The organism is Sorangium sp. So ce381 (assembly GCF_051473845.1).
Lineage (GTDB): Bacteria > Myxococcota_A > Polyangia > Polyangiales > Polyangiaceae > Sorangium > Sorangium atrum.
Window position 1 is genome coordinate 6,149,038 of the sequence record NZ_CP150336.1, and the last position, 24,499, is coordinate 6,173,536.

The window sequence follows — 24,499 nt, forward strand, 5'->3', positions numbered from 1 at the left end:
TCTACGCGCCGGGCTCGTCGATGTCGTCGTGGTCTTCGTGCTCCTCGAGGTAGCGCTCGGGCGCGAGCTCCCACCGCTCGGGCGAGCGCCAGAGCTGCGACAGGAGCAGCTCGCGCATCAGCAGGATCTCCTTGGGCAGCCGGTCGTAGAGCCGCTCGAAGAGCTCCCCGTGCGAGCCGAACTCGACCTTCCACGCCTCGCGGTCGACCGCCATCAGCTGGTAGAACTGCTCCTTCGAGAAGCGGTCCATGCCCCGCCACTCGATGTCTTCGTAGCGCGGCATCCAGCCGAGCGGGCTCTCCTCCGCGAAGCCGCGGCCGTGCACGCGGTCGACGATCCACTTGAGGACGCGCATGTTCTCCCCGAAGCCCGGCCAGAGGAAGTTGCCCTGGTCGTCCTTGCGGAACCAGTTCACCGCGAAGATGCGGGGCGGATTGACGATCTGGCGCCCCATCTGCAGCCAGTGGTTGAAGTAATCGCCCATGTGGTAGCCGCAGAAGGGCAGCATCGCCATCGGGTCGCGGCGCACCTGGCCGATGGTGCCGGCGGCCGCGGCCGTCATCTCCGAGCCGATCGTCGCGGCCGTGTAGACGCCGAAGCTCCAGTTGAACGACTGGACGACGAGCGGCACCGTCGTCGCCCGCCGCCCGCCGAAGACGATCGCGCTGATGGGCACCCCGTTCGGATCGTCCCAGCGCGCGTCGATCGACGGACACTGCGACGCAGGTGTCGTGAAGCGCGCGTTCGGGTGCGCCGCCTTGCGGCCGCAGTCCGGGGTCCAGTGCTTCCCCTGCCAGTCGATGAGCTCCGGCGGCGGCTCGTCGGTCATCCCTTCCCACCAGACGTCGCCGTCGGGCGTGAGCCCCACGTTGGTGAAGATCGTCCCCTTCCGGATGGTCGCCATCGCGTTCGCGTTCGACTTCTCCGACGTCCCGGGGGCCACGCCGAAATAGCCCGCCTCGGGGTTGATCGCATAGAGCTGCCCGTCACGCCCCGGCTTCATCCAGGCGATGTCGTCGCCCACCGTCGTGACCTTCCAGCCCGCGAACGCCTTCGGCGGGATGAGCATGGCGAAGTTCGTCTTGCCGCACGCGCTCGGGAAGGCCGCGGCCACATACGTCTTCTCGCCCTTCGGCGACTCGACCCCCAGGATCAGCATGTGCTCCGCGAGCCACCCCTGCTCCCGGCCGAGGACCGAGGCGATGCGCAGCGCGAAGCACTTCTTGCCGAGCAGCGCATTGCCGCCATAGCCGCTCCCGTAGGACCAGATCAGCCGCTCTCCCGGGAAGTGGACGATGTACTTGTGCTCCGCGTTGCACGGCCACGGCACGTCGGCCTGTCCCGGCGCGAGGGGCATGCCGACCGAGTGCAGGCAGGGGACGAAATCGCCGTCGCCGAGCGCCTCGAGCACCTTGCGCCCCATGCGCGTCATGATGCGCATGCTCGCGGCGACGTACGGCGAGTCGCTGAGCTCCACGCCGATGTGCGAGTAAGGCGAGCCGATCGGGCCCATGCTGAAGGGGATGACGTAGAGCGTGCGGCCCCGCATCGACCCGGCGAAGAGCCGGCGCAGCGTGGCCTTCATCTCCTGCGGCTCGGCCCAGTTGTTCGTGGGGCCGGCGTCCTGCTTTCGCCGGCTACAGATGAAGGTGCGGTCTTCGACCCGCGCGACGTCGCTCGGGTCCGAGCGCGCGAGGTAGCTGTCCGGGCGCTTCTCCGGGCTCAAACGGATGAGCGTTCCCGCCTTGACCATCTGGTCGCACAGCGCGTCGTACTCCTCCTTCGAGCCGTCGCACACGTGCACGTTGTCCGGCTGGCACAGCGCGACGACCTCGGCGATCCATTGCCTGAGCTTCTCGTTCGCGATCTTCGCCCGCAGGCCGGGGATCGACACCGGCGGCGGCGGCTCCGAGTGGAACGAGCTCTGGCTGTTTTGGCTGGCTGCTACGGACACTTGCGTACCCTCCTGGCTCTCTGGGTCGAACGCGCTCTGCAAAGCGCAGGCCCTGCCCGCCCTCGACGTCAATTCTGGCCGAAATGCGGCCGCAATGCTGCACTGATTCTTCCTGAGCACGGCCGCCCCAGCGCGGCCGCGCGCAGCCGGCGCGCCCCGGTGCATAGGGTGCGCCGGCCGCCCCGGTGATGCGCCTGCGTGACGCCGACCGCCGTCGCGGCTGTACCGCATGGACGATGCTGATCGCGGAGCGGGCAAGCTCGGCGCGAGCGCGCCCGAGGCGCCAGCGCCGCGCGCAGGGCCGGGCCGCGAGCGCCCGCGCACGTTCGATTGATCCCGGCTCGACGTCACGTTAAGGAACGAAACAAGCCATCGGGTCCGGGGGAAACGACGATGGATCGCCCCTGCGGCCGACGCGTGGACGCCGGCACAGGGCAGAGCGCATGTCAACCAATGGATCTCTCGTCGTCGTCGGAATCGGCATCCAGTGGGGCGGCCAGACGACCCTCGCAGCCCAGCGCGCCATCCAGCGCGCGGATCGGGTGCTCTTCGCGGTGGCCGACGCGTGGGCCGCGCGCTGGGTGCGCAGCCTGAATCCGGCGGCCGAGTCGCTGCCCTACGGGCAGGGCAAGACGCCGCGGCGGTCGATCTACGCGGAGATGGTCGAGCGCATCCTGGGAGAGCTGCGCCAAGGGCTCAAGGTGTGCGCGGTGTTCTACGGGCACCCGGGCGTGCTCGCGAGCGCGGCGCACGAGGCGGTCCGGCAGGCACGCGACGAGGGGTTCCCGGCCCGGATGCTGCCCGGCATCTCATCCATCGACTGTCTCTTCGCCGATCTCGGGCTGGATCCTGGCCGGGACGGGCTCCAGCTCTTCGAGGCGACCGATTTCCTCATCCGGGGGCGGGAGATCGACGCCCGGACGCCGCTCGTGCTGTGCCAGATCGGCGGGGTCGGCTGCGCGGGCGTCTTCGACCCGTCGGACGCCGCGCGCATCCGCCGCGGGCTCGAGAGCCTCTGCGAGCGCCTGTGCCAGACCTATCCGGCCGCCCATGAGGTGGTGATCTACGAGGCGGCCGCGCACCCGCTGGCCTCGCCTCGCCTCGACCGGGTGGCGCTCTCGGCGCTCTCGGCGGCTCCGGTGGACGACATCTCGACGCTGTACGTGCCGCCGATCGCGCGGGCGCCCGTCGACCCGGAGGCGCTGGAGCGCATCGGCTGGGACGGCGACGCCGGAGCCGGGGTGGATCCACCACTTGTGCACTGACGAGGTGACCTCATGACAGCGAATGAACGCACGAAGATCAAGAGCCTCGCCCAGAAGGCCGAGGGGCGGCGCAAGGAGGGCCAGTACACCGAGGCGATCCAGCTCTTCACCGAAGCGCTCGAGCTCGACAGCGGGTACGCGTGGGCCTACGCTCACCGGGGCGCCGCCCACGCGGCGCTCGACAACTGGAAGGCCTGCTGCGACGATTTCGAGACGGCGTTGAAGCTGAAGCCCGATTACGGATGGGCGTACGCGCGCTGGGGGGAAGCTCATCGGATGCATGCGAGCTACAGGCTGGGCAGGGCCGACACGCCCCCGGACTGGCGCGAGCAGCACGCGGCCATCGACCGCGGGATCGAGCTCCTCGAACGAGCTGCCGAGCTGTCGCCGGGGAGCGCCTGGACCTTCGCCCACCGGGGCGCGGCGTACACGTACAAGTACTGGCTCGAGGTGATGCCCAGGCTGGTGCCGGCCCTGGAGCTGGACAACCGCCCCGCGCCGGCGCCGGAGGCGCAGCGCTCCAGGGGCAGCGACGCCGCGTCACGAGCGCTGCAGGACCTCGACAAAGCGCGCGAGCTCGATCCGCGGTACGCGTGGGTCTTCGCGTTCAAGGCATGCGTTCTGGCCCTCCTCGCGCGCGAGCAGATCGAGATGAAGCCCGGGCTTCTCGAGGCGCGCGACTGCCTGCTCAACTCGCTCGCGCTCGACGTCGACAAGCGGCTGCCAGTCGACCGCGCCGCCGCAAAGCTCCTGAGCTGCGCGGGGACTTTCCGTGAGTCCGTCGCCGCAGGGCTCAACGGCGTGGCGAAGGATCCGTCGGATGTCTTCTCGCGCTACTTCGTCGCCGTCGGGCTAAAACACCTCAATGACCCCCTCGCGCCGGTGGTCATCGAGCACACCCGGAAGGTGCTCGAGTCGACCAAGAGCGAAATCGACACGATGCTTCACGGCCTGGACGTGCTCGAAGGCCGGGTGGACGGCAGGTCCATCGTGAGCAAGCGAAACAACCTGTCCGTCGAGGCAATCGCGCTCGTGGCCTTCGATCCCACGTGGAGCGAACTCCACATGAAGCCGCTCTCGCCGCTCGAAATTCGAGAGCTCCAAGCCAAGGACGACTGAATCATAGGAGAATTCATGGATCATCTCTTCGACCTGCTCACGGAGCTGAGCATCGACCCCTTCAAGCAGAATGAGCTGCTCACCGACGAGGAGCGGGCCGCGCTGGAGCAGCGGGGTTCGCCCGAGGTGCAGGCCGCGATCGCGGACGGCGCATGGACCCGATGCGCCGGTCTCTTCGATCCCGGCCCCGACCCGAACGAGGACGAGGATCCCGACCCCGCCGACCTCCGGGACCGGAGCCCCCACGCCTTCCAGAACGACCGGCACCACGCGGCGCGGTGATCCGGCCGCCAAGAGCGCGAGCTCAGCCCACGCGCGCGGAGGTGAGCCAGGCGAGATGGGCTGCTCCGCGTGCCCGTGCCGCGCGCTGGGTGCGCAGCCTGAACCCGGCGGCCGAGTCGCTGCCTTACGGGCGGAGCAGGGCCGCGGCGGCAGATCTATGAAGAGGGAGCTCATGACCAACAAGAGACGCACGAAGCTCATTAGCCTGGCCCAGCAAGGCGAGGTTCACCGCACGAACGGCAACTACACCACGGCGGTCCAGTGCTTCACCGACGCGCTCGCGATCGACGGCAAGTACGCGTGGGCCTACGCTCACCGGGGCGCGGCCCGCGCAGCCATCGACGACTGGGCGAACTGCTGCAAGGATTTCGAGACCGCGCTGAATTTGCAACCAGGATACGGTTGGGCCGTCGGACACTGGGCGGAGGCCTTCAGGACCCACGCGATCTACAACATGTCCGGGCAGAGCTGGGAAGAGCTGCACAGCCTCGTGGACAGGTCGATCGAGCTCTTCGATACGGCGATCACGCTCTCGCCGGGGAGCGCCTGGACCTTCGCCCACCGCGGCGCAGCGTACACATTCAAGTACTGGCTCGACATGATGCCGAAGCTCGCGCCGAAGCTCGGCCTGGACGCCACGCACGCGGCGCGGCGCACGGCGAGCCCCGGCGAGAGCGCCGCGGAGCGGGCGAGGGAGAGCTTTGATAAGGCGTGCCAGCTCAACCGGCGTTACGCCTGGGCGCACGCCTTCAAGGCGATCCTCCTCGGCCTCGTCGCCGGCGAGAAGCAGGGGACGGCGGAGGATCTCGACGAGGCGCGCCAAACCTTGCTCGAGGCGCTCCTGTTCGACGTCAACCAGCGGCTCGTGCTCGATCGCCCGCTCGCGACGCTCCTGCATCGCGCAGGAGATTTCGCGGGCTCGGTCGCTGTCGGGACGTCCGGTCTTCAGAAGGATCCGGAGGATATCGTCTCGCGCTACCTCGTCACCGTCGGACTCAAGCGGCTGGGCGACCCGCTCGCGCCGGCGGTCATCCAGCAGACTCGAAGGCTGCTCGAGTTTGCCAGGTCCGAGATCCAGGTGATGCTCCTCGGGCTGGATCTGCTCGACCAGCCCGGCAGCGAAGTCAGGGCGGTCGAGACGCTATCGCACGAGCGCCTGTCCGTCGAGGCCATCGGGCTCGTCGCCTTCGACCCCACGTGGAGCGCTGTCCGCGCGCTGTCCGCGCAGGCCAGCGGCAGCACGACAGACCCCGTCAAGCCCACCAAAGAGTGAGAGAGAGAGGAAGACTCATGGATCGTCTTTTCAAGCTGCTCACCGAGCTGAGCGTCGACCCCTTCGAGCACGCCGCGTTCACGACCGGCGGGCAGGACGCTGGGCTCACGGACGAGGAGCGCACCGCGCTCGTGCGATCGCGCTCGCCCGAAGCGCAGGCCGAGATCGCGGGCGGTGCGTGGAGCCGATGCGCCTGGATCGCCGACCCGGGCCCCGACCCCGACGAGGATCCCGACCCGCCGGGCCGAGAGGCGCAGGAGCCGCGGGCCGGATCTCGCCTCCCCGGCGGCGGTCGCGCGTGGATCTGAGCAGGACGAGGGTCACCTAACCCGTCGTGGTGGAGAAGGACGATGGACATCTGCGGCTGTGAGATCATCGAGCGGCTCCGGGAGGGTGCCCGCTCCACCGCCTACCGTGCGAGGCGGCGTTCGGACGGTCTCCCTCTGGTGCTCAAGGCCCTGAAGGAGCAGCATCCGTCGCAGGCGCAGATCGCGTCGCTCCGCCACGAGCACGCGATCCTGAGCGAGCTCAAGGACGTGGACGGCGTCGTGCGCAGCCACGGCGTCGAGGAGGACGGCGGGCGATATGCTCTCTTGATCGAGGACTTCGGCGGCACCTCGCTCAAGGCCATGAACGCCGCCGGGGCGCTCTCGCTCGAGCGGACCCTCGCGCTGGCCATCGACGTGGTGAGTGTCCTCGAGGCGATCCACCAGCGCCGCGTCGTCCACCGCGATCTCAACCTCTCCAACATCGTGATGAACCCGGCCGACGGGCGGGTGAAGGTGATCGATTTCGGCCTCGCCTCGGTGCTCCCGCAGGAGTCGACCTCGTTCACGAGCCCCGGCGGCCTCAAAGGCACGCTGGCGTACATGTCCCCGGAGCAGACCGGCCGGATGAACCGGTCGGTCGACTACCGGACAGACTACTACTCGCTCGGGGTGAGCCTTTACGAGCTGCTCACCGGGCGTCTCCCCTTCACGGCGGACGACGTGCTCGAGCTGGTGCACGCGCACATCGCGCGGCAGCCTCCCTCGCCGCGGGCGTCGAACCCGGCGATCCCCGAGGTCCTCGCGCAGATCGTGCTCAAGCTGATGGCGAAGAGCGCCGACGATCGCTACCAGTCCGCGCGCGGCATCCGCGCCGACCTCGCGGGCTGCCTCGAGAAGCTCCGCCAGCACGGCGCCGTCGATCCGTTCCCGCTGGGGCGACACGACCGCTCCGAGCGGTTCCACCTGCCGCGGAAGCTGTACGGCCGTGACGCCGAGGTCCAGGCTCTCATGGCGGCGTTCGAGCGGGTCGATCAGGGCGCGGTGCTCATGCTCGTGTCCGGGTACTCCGGCGTCGGAAAATCAGCGCTCATCCACGAGGTGTATCGCCCGCTCACCGCGCGGCGCGGCATCTTCATCGCGGGCAAGTTCGACCAGTACCGCGACGACGCCCCGCACGCCGCGCTGGCGCAGGCCCTCCACGCGCTGGTCGAGCAGCTCCTCACCGAGAGCGAGGAGCGCCTCGCGGCGTTCCGCGCGCGGGTGCGCGAGGCGCTGGGAGCAAGAGCGCGTGTCCTCCTCGACGCGTGCCCGAGCCTCGAGCTCGTGCTCGGGCCGCAGCCCGACGTGCCGGTGCTGCCGCCCACCGAGGCGCGCCAGCGCTTCAACCAGACCGTGCGCGACCTGGTCGCGGCCATCGCCACGCCGGAGCACCCGCTCTGCATCTTCTTCGACGACCTCCAGTGGGCCAACCTCGATGCCTTGAAGCTGCTGGGGGAGCTGTTCAACGCCGCGCAGGATGTGCCGCTCTTTTTGATCGGCTCCTACAGGGACAACGAGGTCACCGACGTCCATCCCCTGTCGCTGACGGTCCGGGAGATCGCGGCGCGCGGCGCGCGCGTCGAGCGGCTCTCGCTCGCACCGCTCGGGCTCGAGCACATGAAAGAAATGGCCGGCGACGCGCTCGGCACCTCGCCCGAGGAAGCCGCTCCGCTCGCCGATCTCCTGCTCTCGCGCACCGCGGGCAATCCGTTCTTCGTGTGCGCATTCCTGACCTCGCTGTATGCCGATGGGCTGATCGAGCGCAGCGCCGACGGCTTCCGGTGGGACCTGGACCGCATCCGGCAGCGCGGGATCACCGACAACGTCGTCGAGCTGATGGTGGCCCGGGTGCGGAAGCTCTCGCCGGCTGCGCAGGACCTGCTCAAGGTGGCGGGCTGCCTCGGCGGCATGTTCGACCTCGGCACGCTCGCGATCGCGGCGGATCGGCCGGTGGAGGAGGTCGGAGGCGACCTGTGGAGCGCGGCCACAGAGGGGCTCTTGATCCCGATGGATCGGGTCAGCTCCGCCGTGCAGATGGCGGCGGCGGGGCCCGGCCTCCGCTGTAGATTCGCGCACGATCGCATCCAGCAGGCCGTCGTCTCGATGCTGGACGAGAAGGAGGAGCCGCGCCTTCGCCGGGATGTCGGCAGGAGGCTCCTCGGGCGCTCGAGCGCGGAGGAGTCGGCCGGCCGGCTGTTCGACATCGTGGGGCTGCTCAACCAGGGGCGGGCGGCGATCGAGCAGCGCGAGGAGATCATCGATCTCGCCCGTCTCAATCTACAGGCGGCGCGGAGGGCGCTCCAAGCCGGCGCGGGGCAGCAGGCGCAGGTCTACGGTCAGGCGGGCATCGCGCTCCTCGGCGCCGAGGACTGGAGCGCGCACTACGAGCTCGCCCGCGACATCCACCTCGCCGCGGCCGAGGCCGCGTTCTCCCAGGGCGACTTCGAGGCGACGCAGACCCTGTGCGAGGTCGTCCGGCCGAGGGCCACCAGCGCGCTCGATGAGGTGAAGCTCCTCGACTTGGAGGGGCACGCCCTCTATTCGCAGCAGCGGCTCGCCGATGCGATGCGGGTATACCTTGAGGCGCTCCGGCGGCTCGGCGTCGAGATGCCGGAGAGCGCGGCTGCCGAGGACGTCGAGCGGGAGATCGCGCTCACGGCGGAGGCGCTCGGCGACCGGCCGGTCGAGGAGCTCGCCGACCTGCCGGAGTGCGGCGATCCGGCGGACCGGGCGAGGATGGCCCTCCTGAGCCACGTGATCAACATCGCCGTGATCACAGGGGCGAGGCTGTTCTCGATCGCGGTCTGCCGGCTCGTCCAGATGTCGCTGCGCTGCGGGGGCGCGCCGCAATCCCCCTTCGGGTATGCCTACTATGGCTTCCTCCTCCTCTCCCGGGACGAGCTCGATCGGGCCTACCGCTTCGGCCGGCTGGCGCTGCGGCTCGCAGATCGGTTGAGCGACAAGGGGTCGCGCGCGCACACCTATCTCTACAGCGGCTTCATGGTCATTCACGTGAAGACGCCGCTCCACGAGCTCTCGCCGCTGTTCTCGGACGCCTATCGCTTCGCGCTGGAGGCCGGCACGCCGTTCCAGGCCGCCAACGCGGGGGTGACGGTCTGCATGACCCGGCTGCTCGCCGGCGTCGACCTCGGGACGCTCGCCGCCGACATGGAGCAGTACGCGCACGGGATCGCGAAGCTCCACCAAACCATGGTCCTCGGCTGGATGCAGATCTACCAGCAGACCGTGCACAACCTGCGCGGCAAGACCTCCGATCAGGTCGTGCTCGCCGGCCCCGCGTACGTCGAGGCCGAGCGGGTCCCGCAGCAGCGCGCGGCCGGCGACATGGGGGCGATGTTCAACTACCATTTCTGCAAGACGCTCCTCTGCTACGTGTTCGGCGAGCACGAGCAGGCTGCGGCGATCGCGGAGGCCGCCGCGCCCTACGCCGCCATCGTCGAGCGGTCGACGTCGGCCGCGCCGTGGATGCTGGTCGAGTCGCTCGCGCACCTCGCGGTGTACGACCACGCCGACGCGGCCGCGCGCGAGCGGATCGGCGCGCTCGTGGAGCGCAACCTCGCCAAGCTCGAGAAGTGGCGCGAGCACTGCCCGGCCACCTACGAGCACAAGCTGCTCCTCATCCGCGCCGAGCGCGCGCGCGTGCTCGACCAGGACGACGTGGCCCGCGACGCCTTCGAGCGCGGCGTGGAGCTCGCGGGGAAGAGCGGCTACCAGCACGAGGCCGCCATCGCCCACGAGCTCGCCGGGCGCTTCTACCTCGCGCGGGGCGACCAGAAGCTCGCGCGGCAGCACCTGCGCGACGCGCACGAGGGCTACCTGCGCTGGGGCGCGGTCGCCAAGGCCAAGGCGCTGGAGAAGCAGCACCCGGGGCTCGTGCCGCACGTCGCCTCCGGCATCCTCGCGACGTCGAAGTTCTCGGAGACGGCCGGCCGCGAGCTCGACTTCAGCATCCTCGACCTGATCAGCGTCCTCAACGCCTCGCAGGACCTCTCGCGCGAGATCGAGCTCGACCGCCTCCTCTCCCGGCTGATGCAGATCCTGCTGGAGACGAGCGGCGCCGAGGTCGGGTACCTCCTCCTCGAGCAAGGCGGCCAGTGGGAGATCGAGGGCGAGAAGTCCGTCGATGAGGACGCCAAGGTCCTCCAGTCGATCCCGATAGCCGATCTCGCGCCCCGGGGGCGCCGGGGGCTGCCCACCTCGATCGTCTATTACGTCGCGCGCACGCAGGAGAGCGTCGTGCTCGACGACGCCGCCGCGAACCCTCGCTTCGGGCGCGACCCCCACATCACCGGGAACGCGGTCGGCTCGGTGCTCTGCTTCCCGCTCGGCCGCCCGGGAGGCCGGCGCGGCATCGTCTACCTCGAGAACAGCCTGGTCAAAGGCGCCTTCACGCCGGCTCGCATGCGCATCCTGCAGATGCTCTCGACCCAGGCGGTCATCTCGCTCGAGAACGCCGCGCTCTACAACACCCTGGAGCAGCGGGTCCAGGCGCGCACCCGGGAACTGCAGGCAAAGAACGAGGAGCTCGCGGCCACCTTGAAGCGCCTGCGCGAGGCCCAGGACCGCATGATCGTGCAAGACCGGCTCGCCTCGCTCGGCTCGCTCACGGCCGGCATCGCCCACGAGCTCCGGAATCCGCTCAACTTCGTCAACAACTTCGCCGAGCTCTCGGTCCGCCTCATCGACGACATCGGCGGTGACATCTCGACCCTCGCCCGGGGGCTCGACGACGGCCGCGAAGAGTACCTCATCGAGGCGCTCGGCGACCTGACGACCAACGTCAAAAAGATCGGCGAGCACGGCCGGCGCATGGAAGGCATCATCCGCTCGATGCTCGACCACTCTCGGGGCGAGCGCGGAGAGCGCCAGGCGGTCGACTTCAACACGCTCGTGACGACCTACGTCAACATCGGTTATCACGGCGCCCGCGCGCGCGCCTCATCGGCCGAGATCGCGATCGAGCTCGACCTCTCCCCTTCCATCGGCCAGATGAGCCTCGTCCCGCAGGAGATCAGCCGCGTCGTCATCAACCTCGTCGACAACGCCTGCTACGCCGTGCGGCGGAGAGACCCGGCGCGCGGACAGGGGCCCTCCCCTCGACTCCGGGTCACGACACGCGATCTCGGCGATCGTGTCGAGCTCCGTGTCCATGACAACGGCCCTGGCATCCCGGCGGGGATCCGGGACAAGATCATGAACCCCTTCTTCACGACCAAGCCGCCTGGCGAGGGCACGGGGCTCGGGCTCTCGATCTGTCATAACATCGTCGTCGAGGGCAACGGGGGCTCCCTGACCTTCGAGACGGAAGAAGGGGAGTTTACCGAGTTCATCGTGACGCTCCCGAAGCACGTGCCCGGCCCGGAGCTCGGCGCCGCATAGGCGCCCTGGTCAGGCCGCCGCGAGGCCCCTACATCCATCCTGCAGCGCGCGGACGACAGATGTAACGGATGTAGACGGAGCGCGCGGAGCAGCGCACGCTGTCATTGACTCCCCTACTCCACCGCTGTAACATGCGGCTCGCCATGGCAGAACCCATCATCGCCGAGAAGTACATGCTGATACGGCATATCGGCGGTGGCGGCATGGGGCAGATCTGGGAGTCGGAGGATTTGCGCCTTCAACGCCGTGTCGCGCTCAAGCTGATGAGCGCCGAACACGTGGAGTCACCGGAGTCGTGCGCCCGTTTCGATCGCGAGGCCAAGTCGATAGCGCAGCTCCGCAATCCGCACGTCGTGCACATCTACGATTACGGGGTCGACCGCGGGGTCGACGAGGAGCGGCCCTACATCGCGATGGAGCTGCTCGAGGGCGAGGATCTCCAGCGCCACCTCGATCGCGTGAGGCGGCTCCCGCTCCCGGCGGTCGCGTCGATCGTGACGCAGGCGGCGCGGGGCCTCGCGGCCGCGCACGCCGCGGGCATCGTGCACCGCGATCTGAAGCCCGGGAACGTCTTCCTCGCCCGGACCGAGGCCGCCGAGGTCGTGAAGCTCCTCGACTTCGGCGTGGTCACCATGCGGTCGAAGAGCGACGATCTGCGCCTCACCGGCGGCGGCGGCCTCATCGGCACGCCGACGTACATGAGCCCGGAGCAGATGCGCGGCGCCGTCGTGGACCACCGGAGCGACCTCTGGTCGCTGGGCGTCCTCGCCTACTGCGCGCTCACCGGCGAGCTGCCGTTCACCGCGCAGACGCTCGGCGGGCTGGTCGTGGGCATCTGCACGGAGCCCTTCCGTCCGGCGTCGAGCCTCGTCCCGGGGCTGTCGGCCGAGCTGGATCGGTTCTTCGAGCGCGCGCTGGCCAAGGATCCGACCCAGCGCTTCCGGTCGGCGCGCGAGATGGCCGCTGCGTTCGCCGCGCTGGCCGCCGGCAACGAGCGGCGCCCGGCCAAGATCCTGATCGCCGACGACGAGCCTGACGTCTCCGCCCTCATCAAGCAGTGCTTTCGTCGCCAGATCCGCGAGGGCATCTACAACTTCGTCTTCGCCGAGGACGGCGAGAGCGCGCTCGCCGAGCTCCGCAACCACCCCGACACGGATGTCGTCCTCACCGACATCAACATGCCCCGCATGGATGGCCTCACGCTGCTCCCCCACATCGGCGATGTGACCCCGCACGCGCGAGCGGTGGTCATGTCCGCCTATGGCGACATGCAGAACATCCGCGCCGCGATGAACCGGGGCGCGTTCGATTTCCTGGTGAAGCCGATCGATTTCAAGGACCTCGAGCTCACGATAGAGAAGACGCTGAAGCAGGTGTGCGAGCTGCGCGACAACAGCCGATCGAGCCGGGAGAACGACCTCCTGCGCACGTTCGCGAGCCCGCTCGCCGTCGAGCGGCTCCGCTGCCCCGACGGATTCGGGGCGTGCGAAGTCGCGGAGGGCACCGTCGCCTTCCTCGATCTGGCCGGCTTCCACGACGCGGCCCGGGGCAAGCGCGCGGAGGAGACGGTGCGAATGCTGAACGCGAACCTCGACGTCATCGCGCTCGAGCTCTCGATGCGGGGTGGGACGATCGACAGGTTCCTGGGCGACTGCGTCATGGCCCTCTTCCGCGGCCCCAATCACGTCGCGCGCGCGCTCGATGCGTGCTTGGTCGTGCGCGCGCAGCTCGAGACGCTCGCGCGCCGCGCCGGGGAGGCATCGGCCTTCGTCCCCGGCATCTCCATCGGTGTGGCGACAGGCGAGCTCATCATCGCCGAGGTCGGCTCGCGGGCCTGCCGGCGGCTCGACTGCACGGCGCTCGGCGAGGTCGTGAGCGTCGCCGCCCAGCTGGAGACCGCGGCCGAGCGGAATCAGATCCTCGTGAGCGGAGAGGTCCACGCGAAGGCCGCCGGCTTTCAGTGCGCGCCGCGCGGGCAGCGCGCCTTCGTGGGCGCCAAGGGGCCCGTGCAGGTCTTCGAGATCGTCGGCCGCGCGACCGCCGCGCAGGGGACCGTCGCGGGAGCTCAGAGCGACGTCCCCACGCTCGAGATTCGCTCCAGCCGAGCGACGTCGCCCTCCTGAGCGCTGGGTCCAAGGACCCGCTGCACGACCGGCTCGTGCAGCGCGACGAGGAAATGGAGGTGGAGACGAGGACGACGCCGACGTCGACGCCCTGCCGTGATCCAGCCCACGGAGGCGTTGACAAGGATAACCGGCTTTGCTCACATACCCAGTCCGCTCGGCGCATCGCGCGTCCCTGGGGACGGCCGGTAACATGGTGGGCACGGGTCAAGACACCTCGGACGCGGAGCCGACCCAGGCGGCGATCCTGGGCAAGTACCGGCTGATCGCGAAGCTCGGCCGGGGCGGGATGGGGGACGTGTTCCTGGCGATCGCGCGGGGGCCGGGGTCCTTCAACAAGCTCGTCGTTGTCAAGCGCCATCGCGGCGTGAGCGGGGACGGCGAGAAGGTCGTCGCCATGTTCCTGGACGAGGCGAAGCTGTCCGCCCGCCTCAACCATCCCAACATCGTCCAGACCTACGAGGTCGATCACGACGACGACGGCTACTTCACCGTGATGGAGTACCTGGAGGGCCAGCCGCTCAGCGCGCTCATGAGGGCGGTGGCCGAGGGGGAGCCGGGCGCCGCGGGCTTCACGCGCGGCGTCTGGGTCAGGATCGTGGCCGACCTCTTGAGCGGCCTCCACTACGCACACGAGCTCCGCGATTACGACGGTGCGCCGCTCGGCATCGTCCACCGCGACGTCTCCCCGCACAACATCTTCGTCACGTACGACGGCGCGGTGAAGCTGCTCGATTTCGGCATCGCCAAGGCGTCGATCAACACCGACCTCACCGAGACCGGGAAGCTGAAGGGCAAGGCCTCGTACATGGCGCCGGAGCAGGCCGTCGGCAGCGGGTCGACCGATCGGCGGGCCGACATCTTCGTCGCGGGGATCGTGCTCTGGGAGCTCCTCACGCGGGAGCGGCTCTTCGGGGGCGACGCCGTGAGCGCGCTCTGGAAGCTGGCGGCCGTGGACGAGATCCCGCGGCCCTCGCTCCTCCGGCCGGACATCCCGCCGGCCCTCGACGCCATCGTGGCGCGGGCGCTCGACCGCGATCCGGCGAAGCGGTTCGCGACCGCGCAGGAGATGCGCGCGGCGCTCGAGGACTACCTGCGCGCGGCGGGCGAGGACGTCGGGTCCGACGAGATCGGCGCGAGCATGCTGGCGGTGTTCGCGGAGCGCCGGGCGAGCATGCAGCGGCAGGTCAAGGCGTACCTCGAGCAGAGCGCGCAGGGCGTGGACCGCCCGAGCGTGCCCGCCGAGCCCCGCCCCTCTCGCGTGAGCCACTTCGAGGGCGCAGAAGGAAGGCGCATTCAGCCCGTGATCGCCCTCGACGAGGAGCGCGGGCAGCGGACCTCGGGGACGCCGGGCCCCGGGCGCCCCGCCTCGGACTCGACGAGCCTGAGGTCGAACCCCCGCACGGCCGCCGGGCCTCAGCAGCGCAGCTACTGGATCGGGGCGCTCGGCGCGGCCGCGCTCGTCGCGGCGGCGGCGTTCTCGACGCGCCGCCCTGGTGGGCAGGCGCCATCCGCCGGCTCCGCCGCGGCCGTGCTCGTCGAGCCGGACGCCGGCGCTCGCTGCACCGGGGTGCTCCGCGTCCGGATCACGACGGGCGACACAGGGACGGCCACCGACATCTCGCCGCCGTACAACTACGGGGTCTACGACTACCTGCGTCACCTCAACGACAGTCAGGGAGGGCTCCGGGGCTGTCCCATCGACGTCGACATGAAGGACGCGCAGTACGACCCCGCCAAGACGGAGGAGGTCATCGAGGCGTGGCGGCAGCAGCCCGGGTGGAGCGAGGTCTCCACGCTGTTCGTGTTCGGCACCGGGCCGACCACCCGTGTCGCCCCGAGGCTCACGGAGGAGAAGAAGCTCATCATTCCCGGCTCGTACGCAGGCTCGCTCGCCACGCCGGTGCCGATCTCGGCGGACGTGTCGCATGCCGAGTTCAACGCCCTGGGCCAGAGCGCCGCCGCGACAGAGCACAAGACGAGCCCCGGATACCCCTACATCTTCTTTCCGGCGACGGACTACTCGACCGCCATCCGCATCGGCATCAAGGCCGCCTGGAAGATCGCGCCCGGGCGCATCGCGATGGTGCACGACACGATAGACAAGTGTCTTTACTGCGTCGATCCGCTCGCCGCGGGCAAAGCCTACGTCGAGGAGCTGCCCGGGATGCTGCTCGGCGAGGATCTGATCGTCCCGCAGACGTCGTCCCTCGAGGATGAGGGGCGAATCGTCGACGCGGTGATCGGCTACGTGAAGCGCGAGATCGAGAAGAAGCGGGCGGACCCGTCGTATGTGCCGACGAGCTGGTTCTGGGCCGGCAACAGCGTCCTCCCCTCGTCCTTCGTCGGGAAGGGCGCGGCCGCGGCGCAGAAGCTCATCCAGCAGGCGTTCCCGGGGCCGGAGAAGCACCGCTGGCAGCTGCGCGTGATGGCGAACAACTGGGGTATCGGCGAGAGGACCCTGGCGGTCTGCGGGGCCGACTGCGCGGGGATCTTTTATGGGCTGTTCCCGGTGCCCGTCTACGGCGACACCCAGCACTCGAGCGGGATGGCGGAGATGCTGCGCATCCACAGGGCCTACCGGGAGAAGGACGGCCACCCGCTGGAGCTGTACCAGGACCAGCCCTACGTCCAGGGCCACGCCGCGGCGCTCATGTGGCGGGAGGCCGTCGAGCGGGCCATCGACGCCGGCCGCACGCACCCGACCGGAGAGGACCTGAAGGCGGCCCTCGAGGGCTTCCGGAACGTGGTGCTCGACGGGATGACGGCGGGGCCGATCTCGTTCAGCGCGAAAGACCATCGGCCGCAGGCAAACGAGTCGGTGTACACGATCGGCGGGGGCGCGGACGGGGGTGGAGTCGGGTTTCGGTTCGTCGATCACTGCTCGATCGAGCTCGACGCGAAGTGGCTCGGGTACTGAGCTGAGCCCGCGCCGCGCTGCCGGGAGTGGCAGAGAGGCCCGAGAGAATGGAACCGCCATGACGCCACGAGACGCCAAGATGTTTCTGTGTTTCTTGGCGTCTCGTGGCGTCCTTGGCGGTTCCTCTCTTTCCGCGACGAACCTCCCGCAACAGGGCTATGTCGGCCCAGAGATCCGCCAGAACCCGATCCTCGCTGCCCCCGTCAGATCCGGCCCGACCGGCCCCTTGCCCCAGAAATGGTCATCGTAGTTGGGCACCGTCCACCCCTGCCCGTACGCCCCCATCACCGCGTAGATCACCTCGTCGTCCGGCTGGACCTCGATCGCCGTCGTCACCCACGCCTGCCGCACCGGCGCCGGGCTCTCGTCGTCGAGCAGGTAGCGCGCGAACTTCGATCCTTCGGTCGTGTCGTCGAACGACTCCGTCGCATAGCCGAGCAGGAGGTGCAGCCCGTCGAACGCGCCCGCCCACCGGTAGCGCCACGCGCCGCCGTCGTCCTGGAGCGGGCCGCAGGCGGCCACCACCATCCACTCCAGGTTGGCGTTGCCCCAGCGGGCGTCGCTGAAATGGAGGACCCGGTCGTTCATCGCGCTGCAGAACATGAACCCGACGCCGTTCGCGTGCCCCGTGTAGAACGTGAGATCCACCGAATCCGCGAACGACGCGTCCTGGCCGCCCAGCGCCGGATCCTTGAAATCGACCTCCCACGCGCGCTGATCGCCCCAGTTGAAGCGGGACTCGATTCCTCCCTCCCGGAAGCCCTTCAACAGCCCATCGACGTTCGCCGCCGAGTGATCGAGGCCGCCGCAGAGCCCGACCCACTCGGCGCCCACCACCGCGCGGCCGTCGTCGACTGGCGGCGGGAGCGGCGGGCGCGCCGCGTCGAGCCCCGCCGCCGCGCGGCCGAACGAGAGGCCCCGCGATGCTGTCGCGACAAGACCGTCGGCGTCCGTGACATAGAGCGAGAGCGTGTCCGTCTCCCCGCGAAGGCCAGAGACGCCAGACACCTTCACCTGCGAGACGCCTTCTCCCCCTTCACCGACCGAGTCGAGCCCGTCGAGCGAGCGCGCCGACGATACCCACCTGTACGTGTACGGAGCAGTACCTCCGGTGACGCTCGCCTCCGCGAGCGCGGTCGCGCCGTCCACACGCACCGAGATCTCGGCCCTCGGAGCGTCTATGACGGCCGGCACGATCCGCTTGCGGACGTCCACCACCTCCCCGCCGACCGTCCGCCGTGCGCTGCACACATAATGGGGCAGGATCCGCCGTACCTCGCGGGACAGCGGCGGCGCGTAATAGACGAGCTCCGGCTCGGCCGCGATCACCGCGCCGCTGCCCAGCGCGTCGGCGCACAGCGCGGGGGCCTCGGAGGCCGGGACGATCGCGACGTCCTCCCCTCGCTCGAGCTCGCGCCGCGCGTAGATCAGGTGGGTCACGGCGCCCTCGCCGTCGAACGTCACGCGGACCTTGGCCCCGGGGCCGATCAGCCGGATCCCCTCGAGCTCGTCGCGAAAGCTCACCTGCGTGTCGAGCTCGGCCCGCGCCACATCACGCCCCTCCGCGTCGACCGCCTCGAGCAGCGAGTGGCCGACGGCGAGATCGCTCCCGACCGGCAGGCCCGCGGCGTCCAGCGCGGCCCACGCCCGCGCCGCCGCGTCCGGCTCCGGCAGGACCTGCAGCGCCGCGAGCGCCTCGAAATCGAGGGCGTCATCGCCCGCCGACGTGGCGAAGCCGCGCTCGTCGCGGAACCCGGGCGCGGGCGGCGCGTCGGCCTTCCTCGTGGGCAAGCGCTGGAATCGCGCGCCGTCGAGGTAGCGAATCGCGCCGTCGGCCACGAGCGCGGCGGCGCCTCCCCGCGCGGGATCCTCCGCGAGCCCGAGCGCGCCGGCGAGCGCCGACGCCCGCGCGACGTCGGCGCCGCCGCCGATCACGCGGTATGCAGGCAGGGATCGCGCCTCCCTGCCAGGCGACCCCGCAGCGGGCGACGCCGCGCGGAACACGCCGCGATCGGCGCTCTCCGGGAGATCCTCGCGGGCGTCGCGGCCGCTGCACCCGGCGACGCCGAGGGTCACGAGGAGAAAGACGCCCAACACCCCATCCGGTGATCTCTTCATCAAAGTCTCCCTTTCCCTGCGGCGACGGCGAGGCTCGGCGCGCAACTCCGCACGAGCGATCTCGCAGGGAGCCTCCGCGCGGCGCTCGCGGCCCGCGACGCGAGCACCACGCATTGCACGACCCAAGCCACCTCGGCCGCGCCGCTCCGCGGCGCGACTCTCCGCGCTCCGCGCGCTCTCGGCCGAGATTGACCGCCTCGCGTCCGCCTCCTAGGCTGCCGCGCATTCCATGACAGCGCACACGAAGGACGGAGAGAGCGCGCCCGGCGCCGGCGATCGGACGCTCGAAGGGACGGCGGATCCCGGCGCGCGCCTGTTCCTCGACTTCCTCTCCTCCATCCGCCCCCGCGTCGAGGCCGCGCTCGATCAGCGCTGGCGCGACAAGGCGGCCTCCGTGCAGCGCTACGGCCGCGAGGTCGCGGCCATGGTCTCCGAGGCGCGGAGCCTCACGCTGCGCGGCGGCAAGCGGTTCCGCGCGGGGCTGCTCATCGCCGCGTACCAGGGCGTCGCGCCGGACGCGCCGCTCGGCCCCGCGATCGACGCCGGCGTCGCGCTCGAGCTGCTCCAGACGTACCTGCTCATCCAGGACGACTGGATCGACTGCGACACCGTCCGGCGCGGAGATCGCACCGTCCACGTCGCGCTGACCGAGACGCTCGGCGATCCGCACCTCGGGGCCTCGTCCGCGATCCTCGCGGGCGACCTCACCTGGAGCTTCGCGCTGAGCACGCTCGCGGGCGCGGACGCGCCGCCGGAGACGACGCTCGCGGCCGTCCGGCTCTTCTGCAAGATGCACGAGGACGTCGTGATCGGGCAGCACCTCGACGTGGTCGGCCGGGCCGAGGACGTCGAGCAGATGCACGCGCTCAAGACCGGCAGCTACACGGTGCGGGGCCCGCTCGCGCTCGGCGCCACGCTGGCCGGCGCGCCGGCCGAGACCGTGGCGGCGCTCGAGCGGTTCGCGGCGCCCGTGGGCATCGCCTTCCAGCTGCGCGACGACCTCCTCGGCACCTTCGGGAGCGCCGCCGCGACCGGCAAGCCGGTCGGCAACGACCTGCGCGCCGGCAAGCGCACCGCCGTGCTCGCCTCGGCCGAGGGGCGCCTCGACGCCGCGGGCCGGAGCGCCGTCGAGCGCGCGCTCGGCCGCAAGGACGCGAGCGACGACGCCGTGGCGGCCGCGACGCTCGCGCTCGAGGCGTGCGGCGCGCGGCGCGCCGTCGAGGAGCGGCTCTCCGCCCTGTGCGGCGAGGCCGAGGTCCTCGCGCGCTCGCTGCCGGTGAGCGCGTCGGCCCGGCAGATCCTGTGCGGAGCCGCGAGCGCGCTCCGGTGGACCGGCGCATGACCGAGGCGCTCGGCGAGGCGTCCGGCAAGGTCATCCTGCTCGGCGAGCACGCCGTCGTGTACGGGGCGCCCGCGCTCGCCGCCGGCATCGAGCGCGGCGCCCGCGCGCGGGCGACCCGCTGCTCCGGCGCGAGCGCGCTCCGGCTGGGCGGGCGCGAGCTCCGCGCGGCGCCGGCCGAGGAGGACGTGGCGCGGGCGTTCGCGGCGCTCCTCGGGGCGCTGCCCGACGTCGGCCCGGTGCGCGTCGAGGCGGAGAGCGATCTGCCGCCCGGCGGCGGCCTGGGCAGCTCGGCGGCGCTCGGGGTCGCGATCGCCCGGTCGGTTGCCGGGCTAGCGCGCGCGCCCGTGGCCGCGGCCGCCGCCGTCACCGACGCCGCGGCCGCCTGGGAGCGCGTGTTCCACGGCAACCCGTCGGGCATCGACACGACGGCCGCGGCCCGCGGCGGCTGCTTCCGCTTCACCCGGGCGCACGGAGCGACCTCCATCGTCCCGCGCGACGACCTGTGGCTCTGCGTGGGCTCGACCGGCGTGTCGTCGTCCACGCGCAGCATGGTCGAGCTCGTGGCGAGGCTCTTCGAGCGCAAGCCCACGCTGGCCACGACGTCCATCGCCGGCATCACCGCGCTCGTCGAGAACGCGGCCCTCGCGATCGAGGCGGGCGACGCGGTCGGCCTCGGCCGCCTCATGGATCTGAACCAGATGCTCCTCGCCGGCATGTTCGTCTCGACCGAGGCGATCGAGGCCCTGTGCAAGCTCGCGCGCGAGGCCGGCGCGCTCGGCGCCAAGATCACCGGCGCCGGCGGCGGCGGCTCGGTCATCGCGCTGCTCCCGCCGCCAGGCGAAGGCGCGACGTCGAACGTCGCCGCGGACCGCGTGCTCGCCGCCTGGCGCGACGCGGGGTACAGCGGCTTCGTCACCCGCGTGAAGGCGGGCGTGACGAGGACGGAGCCACAGGAGCAAGCATGACCGTCGTGAGCCGGGCGACCGCGATCGCCCATCCGAACATCGCCCTCGCGAAGTACTGGGGCAAGCGGGCCGATGGCCACAACCTGCCCGCCGTGCCGAGCCTCTCGGTGACGCTCGCCGGGATGGCGACGACGACCGAGGTCGCCTTCGACGCGGCGCTCGATCGCGACGAGCTCCACCTCGGCGGCGCGGCCTTGCCGGCGGACGCGGAGGCGACGCGCCGGGTCGCAGGGCTGCTCGACCGGGTCCGCGCGGCCTCGGGGCGGCGCGAGCGCGCCCGCGTCGTCAGCCGGAACGACTTCCCCACCGCGGCGGGCCTCGCCTCGAGCGCGTCGGCGTTCGCCGCGCTCGCGCTCGCCGCGAGCGCCGCCGCAGGCCTGCCCACGGCGCCTGCGCTGGTGAGCGATCTCGCGAGGAAGACCTCGGTATCGGCCGCGCGCTCCGCGTTCGGCGGCTTCGTCGAGCTCCGCGCCGGCCGCCCCGGGGACGAGGCGCTCGCCGCGACGCCGCTCGCGCCCGAGGACCACTGGCCGCTCGCGGTCGTGATCGCGGTGACGCGCGAGGGCCCGAAGGACGTGGGCTCCAGCGACGGCATGCGGCACACCGCGATGACGAGCCCGTACTTCCCCGCGTGGGTGGACGCCGCGCCGTCGCTCTTCGACGCGGTCCGCGCCGCGGTCCTCGCCCGCGACCTCGCCGCGCTCGGCGCCGCGGCCGAGGCGAGCGCCCTGTGCATGCACGCCTCGAGCATCGCCGCCTCGCCGGGCCTGCTCTACTGGACCGGCGCCACCGTCGAGGTGATCGCGGCGGTGCGGAGGCTCCGCGCCCAGGGAACGCCGGCGTTCTTCACCATCGACGCCGGCCCGCACGTGAAGGTCTTCACGACGCCCGAGGCGCAGGCCGCCGTGGGCGCGGCGCTGCTCGCCGTCCCCGGCGTCCTCCGCACCATCACGGCCGTCCCCGGCGGCGGAGCCCGCCTCGCGCCCTCGTCCGGGGGCGCGTGATCGTCCGCGCGCCTGGCAAGCTGGTCCTCTCGGGCGCGTACGCCGTGCTCGAGGGCGCGCCCGCGCTGGTGGCCGCCGTCGATCGGTACGTCCTCGCCGACCCGGCGCGGCCCGCCGCGCTCGTCACCGAGGAGGTCCAGGCAGCGATCGACGCCGGCGCGCTCGACGCGGCGGCGTGGTTCGATGCGTCCGCGCTCCGCTCGGCGGCGCCTGAGCCGCCTCCGGCCTCCGCGGGCGCGCCGCCCCGCGAGGCGAGCCGCAAGCTGGGCCTCGGCTCGAGCGCCGCCATCCTCGTCGCGACGCTCGCCGCGCGCGCCGCGGCGGCCTCGGAAGCGCGGGCGGCGCGCGCGTTCAGCGAGGACCAGCGCGCGCCCGCGTGGGACCCCCGCGCGCTCTTCCTGGACGCGCTCGCCGCGCACCGGCGCGCGCAGGGCGGAGGCAGCGGCGTCGACGTCGCGGCGAGCGTCTACGGCGGCGTGCTCTGCTGCCGGCTCGGGCCGGGCGGCGAGCTCGACGTGGCGCCGCACGCCCTGCCGGGCGGGCTCGTGATCGAGGTCTTCGCCAGCGACGCGTCGGCGCGCACGAGCGCCATGCTCGAGCGCGTGCGCGCGCTCGCCGCCCGCGAGCCGGAGGCGCACCGCGCGCTGCTCGGCGCGGCCGCCGAGGGGGCGCGCGCCGCGATCGCGGCCGCGGACGCCCGCGCGCTCGTGGCCGCGCTGGATCGCCAGGTCGACGCGCTCGGCGAGCTCGGCGACCGCTCGGGCGCGCCGATCGTCACCCCCGCGCTCAGGCGCCTCCGCCCTGCCGCGGCCGCCGAGGGGGCAGCGCTCGCGCCGAGCGGCGCGGGCGGAGGCGACGTCTCCCTCTTCGTCGGCGGCGCGCCGCCCTCGACGGCATGGCTCGCCGCGGCGCGCGAAGCGGGCCTCGAGCGTGTGCCGATGTCGCTCGGCGCCCCCGGCGTCCACGTGCTGGACGCAGCCCGCCCGCTCCGCGCCTGAGCGCGCCCCCTCGCCGATCGTGCGCCGCGCGGTGCCGGAGCGCTTGGCACGGAGCCCGCTCTGCTCGCTCCCGGATCGACCGCGGCGCTGCGCTCGGGCGACGCACCGCGGTCCCCCATGAGGCCTTCGGGACGCGAACAGCAGGGAAAGCATGGACTTCGTGGAGCTGGCGATGCTGCAGCGCCGCCGTGAAAGCTTGAGTTTTCATGGTGATACCGCCTGGACGGCCGATGAGCGCGGTGAGCGCCGGGTCCTCCAAGGCGGGCTCCGCGGGCAGGTGGCTGCCAGCGCGGGCTCGGCGGGCGTGACCTGCGTTCACAGCGCGCTGAGACGCATCGGCGCGGGGGCGCGCGCAGGCGCGCCGGACCGCCGACCGTCGGTCGCGGTTCGGCCGCGGGGGGTGGTGAACGGGGTGAGGTGGCACGAGGACCACAGGACCAGGTGAGGAGGGGGGCTCCATGACGACGTGCGATCGAGAGCTTTGCCGATTGGAGGATGTGCTTGGCGCCAGCATGGCCGAGTCGAGGGCGATGCTGGCCGCGTTCGGCGTCCAGGTCGCACCGCTGCGGAGGCGCACCGCGAGCACGTACCTGGGGCGGGTGCTGGTCCATCCGTACAACCTGCTCGTCGTGGGGAGCGCGCTCCTCCTGAGCTTCATCGGCTGGAGCCCGCTGCTCCTGCTGCTCGGGCTCGGGGCGGAGCTCGTGATCCTGTGCGTCGTCCCCTGGCGCGGGTTCTTCCGGCGCAGCATCGACGCGCAGCTCGACGAGGTGGATCGGGCGGCCTGGTCGAGGGCGCGCGAGTCGCTCATCCGGCAGATGGACATCCGGCACCAGCAGGAGCTCGCGCGGCTCGATCGGCTGATCGATCGCACCCGCGAGAACATCCGGCGCCGCGGCGGCGCGATCCCGCCCCTGCTCGACGAGGGCTTCGGCCTGAGCCGCCTCATCATGAGCTACATCCGCCTCGCGATCGCGCACAAGGCCGGCCAGGAGTCGCTCGCGATGACCAACCACGGCGAGCTCATGGACACGATCCGCTCGCTCGAGGCGGTCCGGAGCACGTCCGCGGGGCGGACCCGCGGGCTGTCCGAGCGGCGCCTCTCGATCGCCTACCGCCGCGCCGAGTGCTGGAGCCAGACCCGCGACGGGCTCGAGGTCGTCTCGCAGAAGCTCGCCACCATCCTGGAGCTCATCCAGCTCATGCACGAGCAGTCGATGACGCCCGTCGATTCGCCGGCGACGTGCGCGGAGATCGACCGGTTCATGCGCGAGCTCGACGATCTCGACAACGGCGAGAGCACGCAGCGCGAGCTCGCGGAGCTCGACATGGACATGGACAGGGCGTTCGAGCTCGAGGAGCTCGAGGCCGAGCACATCCAGCACAGCCGCCCCCCGATGCGCCTCGTGGTGCGTTGAGCGGCGCGGA

15 protein-coding genes are annotated in these 24,499 nt (G+C 71.4%); 13 read left to right on the plus strand and 2 right to left on the minus strand.

Annotation, left to right across the window (positions count from 1 at the left end):
• Position 1 precedes the first annotated feature (1 nt).
• Positions 2–1,894: a phosphoenolpyruvate carboxykinase (GTP) gene (locus WMF29_RS22810; RefSeq protein WP_437331154.1), complete on the minus strand. Its 1,893-nt coding sequence runs from the start codon at positions 1,892–1,894 to the stop codon at positions 2–4.
• A gap of 503 nt (positions 1,895–2,397) precedes the next feature.
• Here WMF29_RS22810 and WMF29_RS22815 point away from each other — a divergent pair.
• From WMF29_RS22815 to WMF29_RS22850, 8 genes are all read left to right on the plus strand, one after another.
• Positions 2,398–3,219 (plus strand): SAM-dependent methyltransferase, encoded by an 822-nt coding sequence (locus WMF29_RS22815; protein ID WP_437330859.1) that lies wholly within the window; start codon positions 2,398–2,400, stop codon positions 3,217–3,219.
• A 12-nt stretch (positions 3,220–3,231) separates the two neighbouring features.
• Positions 3,232–4,338 (plus strand): tetratricopeptide repeat protein, encoded by a 1,107-nt coding sequence (locus WMF29_RS22820; RefSeq protein ID WP_437330860.1) that lies wholly within the window; start codon positions 3,232–3,234, stop codon positions 4,336–4,338.
• Positions 4,339–4,353: 15 nt separating this feature from the next.
• Positions 4,354–4,620 (plus strand): hypothetical protein, encoded by a 267-nt coding sequence (locus WMF29_RS22825; protein WP_437330861.1) that lies wholly within the window; start codon positions 4,354–4,356, stop codon positions 4,618–4,620.
• Between the two features lie 172 nt (positions 4,621–4,792).
• Positions 4,793–5,893 (plus strand): tetratricopeptide repeat protein, encoded by a 1,101-nt coding sequence (locus tag WMF29_RS22830; RefSeq protein ID WP_437330862.1) that lies wholly within the window; start codon positions 4,793–4,795, stop codon positions 5,891–5,893.
• 17 nt (positions 5,894–5,910) lie between these two features.
• Entirely contained in the window at positions 5,911–6,201 is a 291-nt protein-coding gene (locus WMF29_RS22835) for a hypothetical protein (RefSeq protein ID WP_437330863.1), read from the plus strand.
• A 42-nt stretch (positions 6,202–6,243) separates the two neighbouring features.
• Positions 6,244–11,601, plus strand: a complete 5,358-nt coding sequence (locus tag WMF29_RS22840; protein ID WP_437330864.1) for a trifunctional serine/threonine-protein kinase/ATP-binding protein/sensor histidine kinase — start codon at positions 6,244–6,246, stop codon at positions 11,599–11,601.
• A 143-nt stretch (positions 11,602–11,744) separates the two neighbouring features.
• Positions 11,745–13,724 carry a protein kinase domain-containing protein gene (locus WMF29_RS22845; RefSeq protein ID WP_437330865.1) on the plus strand — a complete coding sequence of 660 codons (1,980 nt, stop codon included), beginning with the start codon at positions 11,745–11,747 and terminating at the stop codon, positions 13,722–13,724.
• 193 nt (positions 13,725–13,917) lie between these two features.
• Positions 13,918–16,644: a protein kinase domain-containing protein gene (locus WMF29_RS22850; RefSeq protein ID WP_437330866.1), complete on the plus strand. Its 2,727-nt coding sequence runs from the start codon at positions 13,918–13,920 to the stop codon at positions 16,642–16,644.
• Positions 16,645–16,800: 156 nt separating this feature from the next.
• Here the strand turns inward: WMF29_RS22850 and WMF29_RS22855 are convergent, their stop codons facing one another.
• Complete coding sequence (locus WMF29_RS22855) at positions 16,801–18,762, minus strand: DUF6345 domain-containing protein (RefSeq protein WP_437330867.1); 1,962 nt, start codon at positions 18,760–18,762, stop codon at positions 16,801–16,803.
• Between the two features lie 229 nt (positions 18,763–18,991).
• Between WMF29_RS22855 and WMF29_RS22860 the strand changes: the two genes are divergently transcribed.
• From WMF29_RS22860 to WMF29_RS22880, 5 genes are all read left to right on the plus strand, one after another.
• The gene (locus WMF29_RS22860; protein WP_437330868.1) at positions 18,992–20,104 is read left to right on the plus strand and encodes a polyprenyl synthetase family protein; all 1,113 of its coding nucleotides are present in this window, start codon (positions 18,992–18,994) and stop codon (positions 20,102–20,104) included.
• Positions 20,101–21,069: a mevalonate kinase gene (mvk, locus tag WMF29_RS22865; RefSeq protein ID WP_437330869.1), complete on the plus strand. Its 969-nt coding sequence runs from the start codon at positions 20,101–20,103 to the stop codon at positions 21,067–21,069. Before WMF29_RS22860 ends, mvk begins: the two co-directional genes overlap by 4 nt.
• Entirely contained in the window at positions 21,066–22,073 is a 1,008-nt protein-coding gene (gene mvaD, locus WMF29_RS22870; RefSeq protein ID WP_437330870.1) for a diphosphomevalonate decarboxylase, read from the plus strand. The genes mvk and mvaD overlap by 4 nt, the downstream gene beginning before the upstream one ends.
• Positions 22,070–23,071: a hypothetical protein gene (locus WMF29_RS22875; protein ID WP_437330871.1), complete on the plus strand. Its 1,002-nt coding sequence runs from the start codon at positions 22,070–22,072 to the stop codon at positions 23,069–23,071. Before mvaD ends, WMF29_RS22875 begins: the two co-directional genes overlap by 4 nt.
• Positions 23,072–23,568: 497 nt before the next feature.
• On the plus strand, positions 23,569–24,489 hold the full coding sequence (locus WMF29_RS22880; RefSeq protein WP_437331155.1) for a hypothetical protein: 921 nt from the start codon (positions 23,569–23,571) through the stop codon (positions 24,487–24,489).
• The last annotated feature ends 10 nt before the right edge of the window (positions 24,490–24,499 follow it).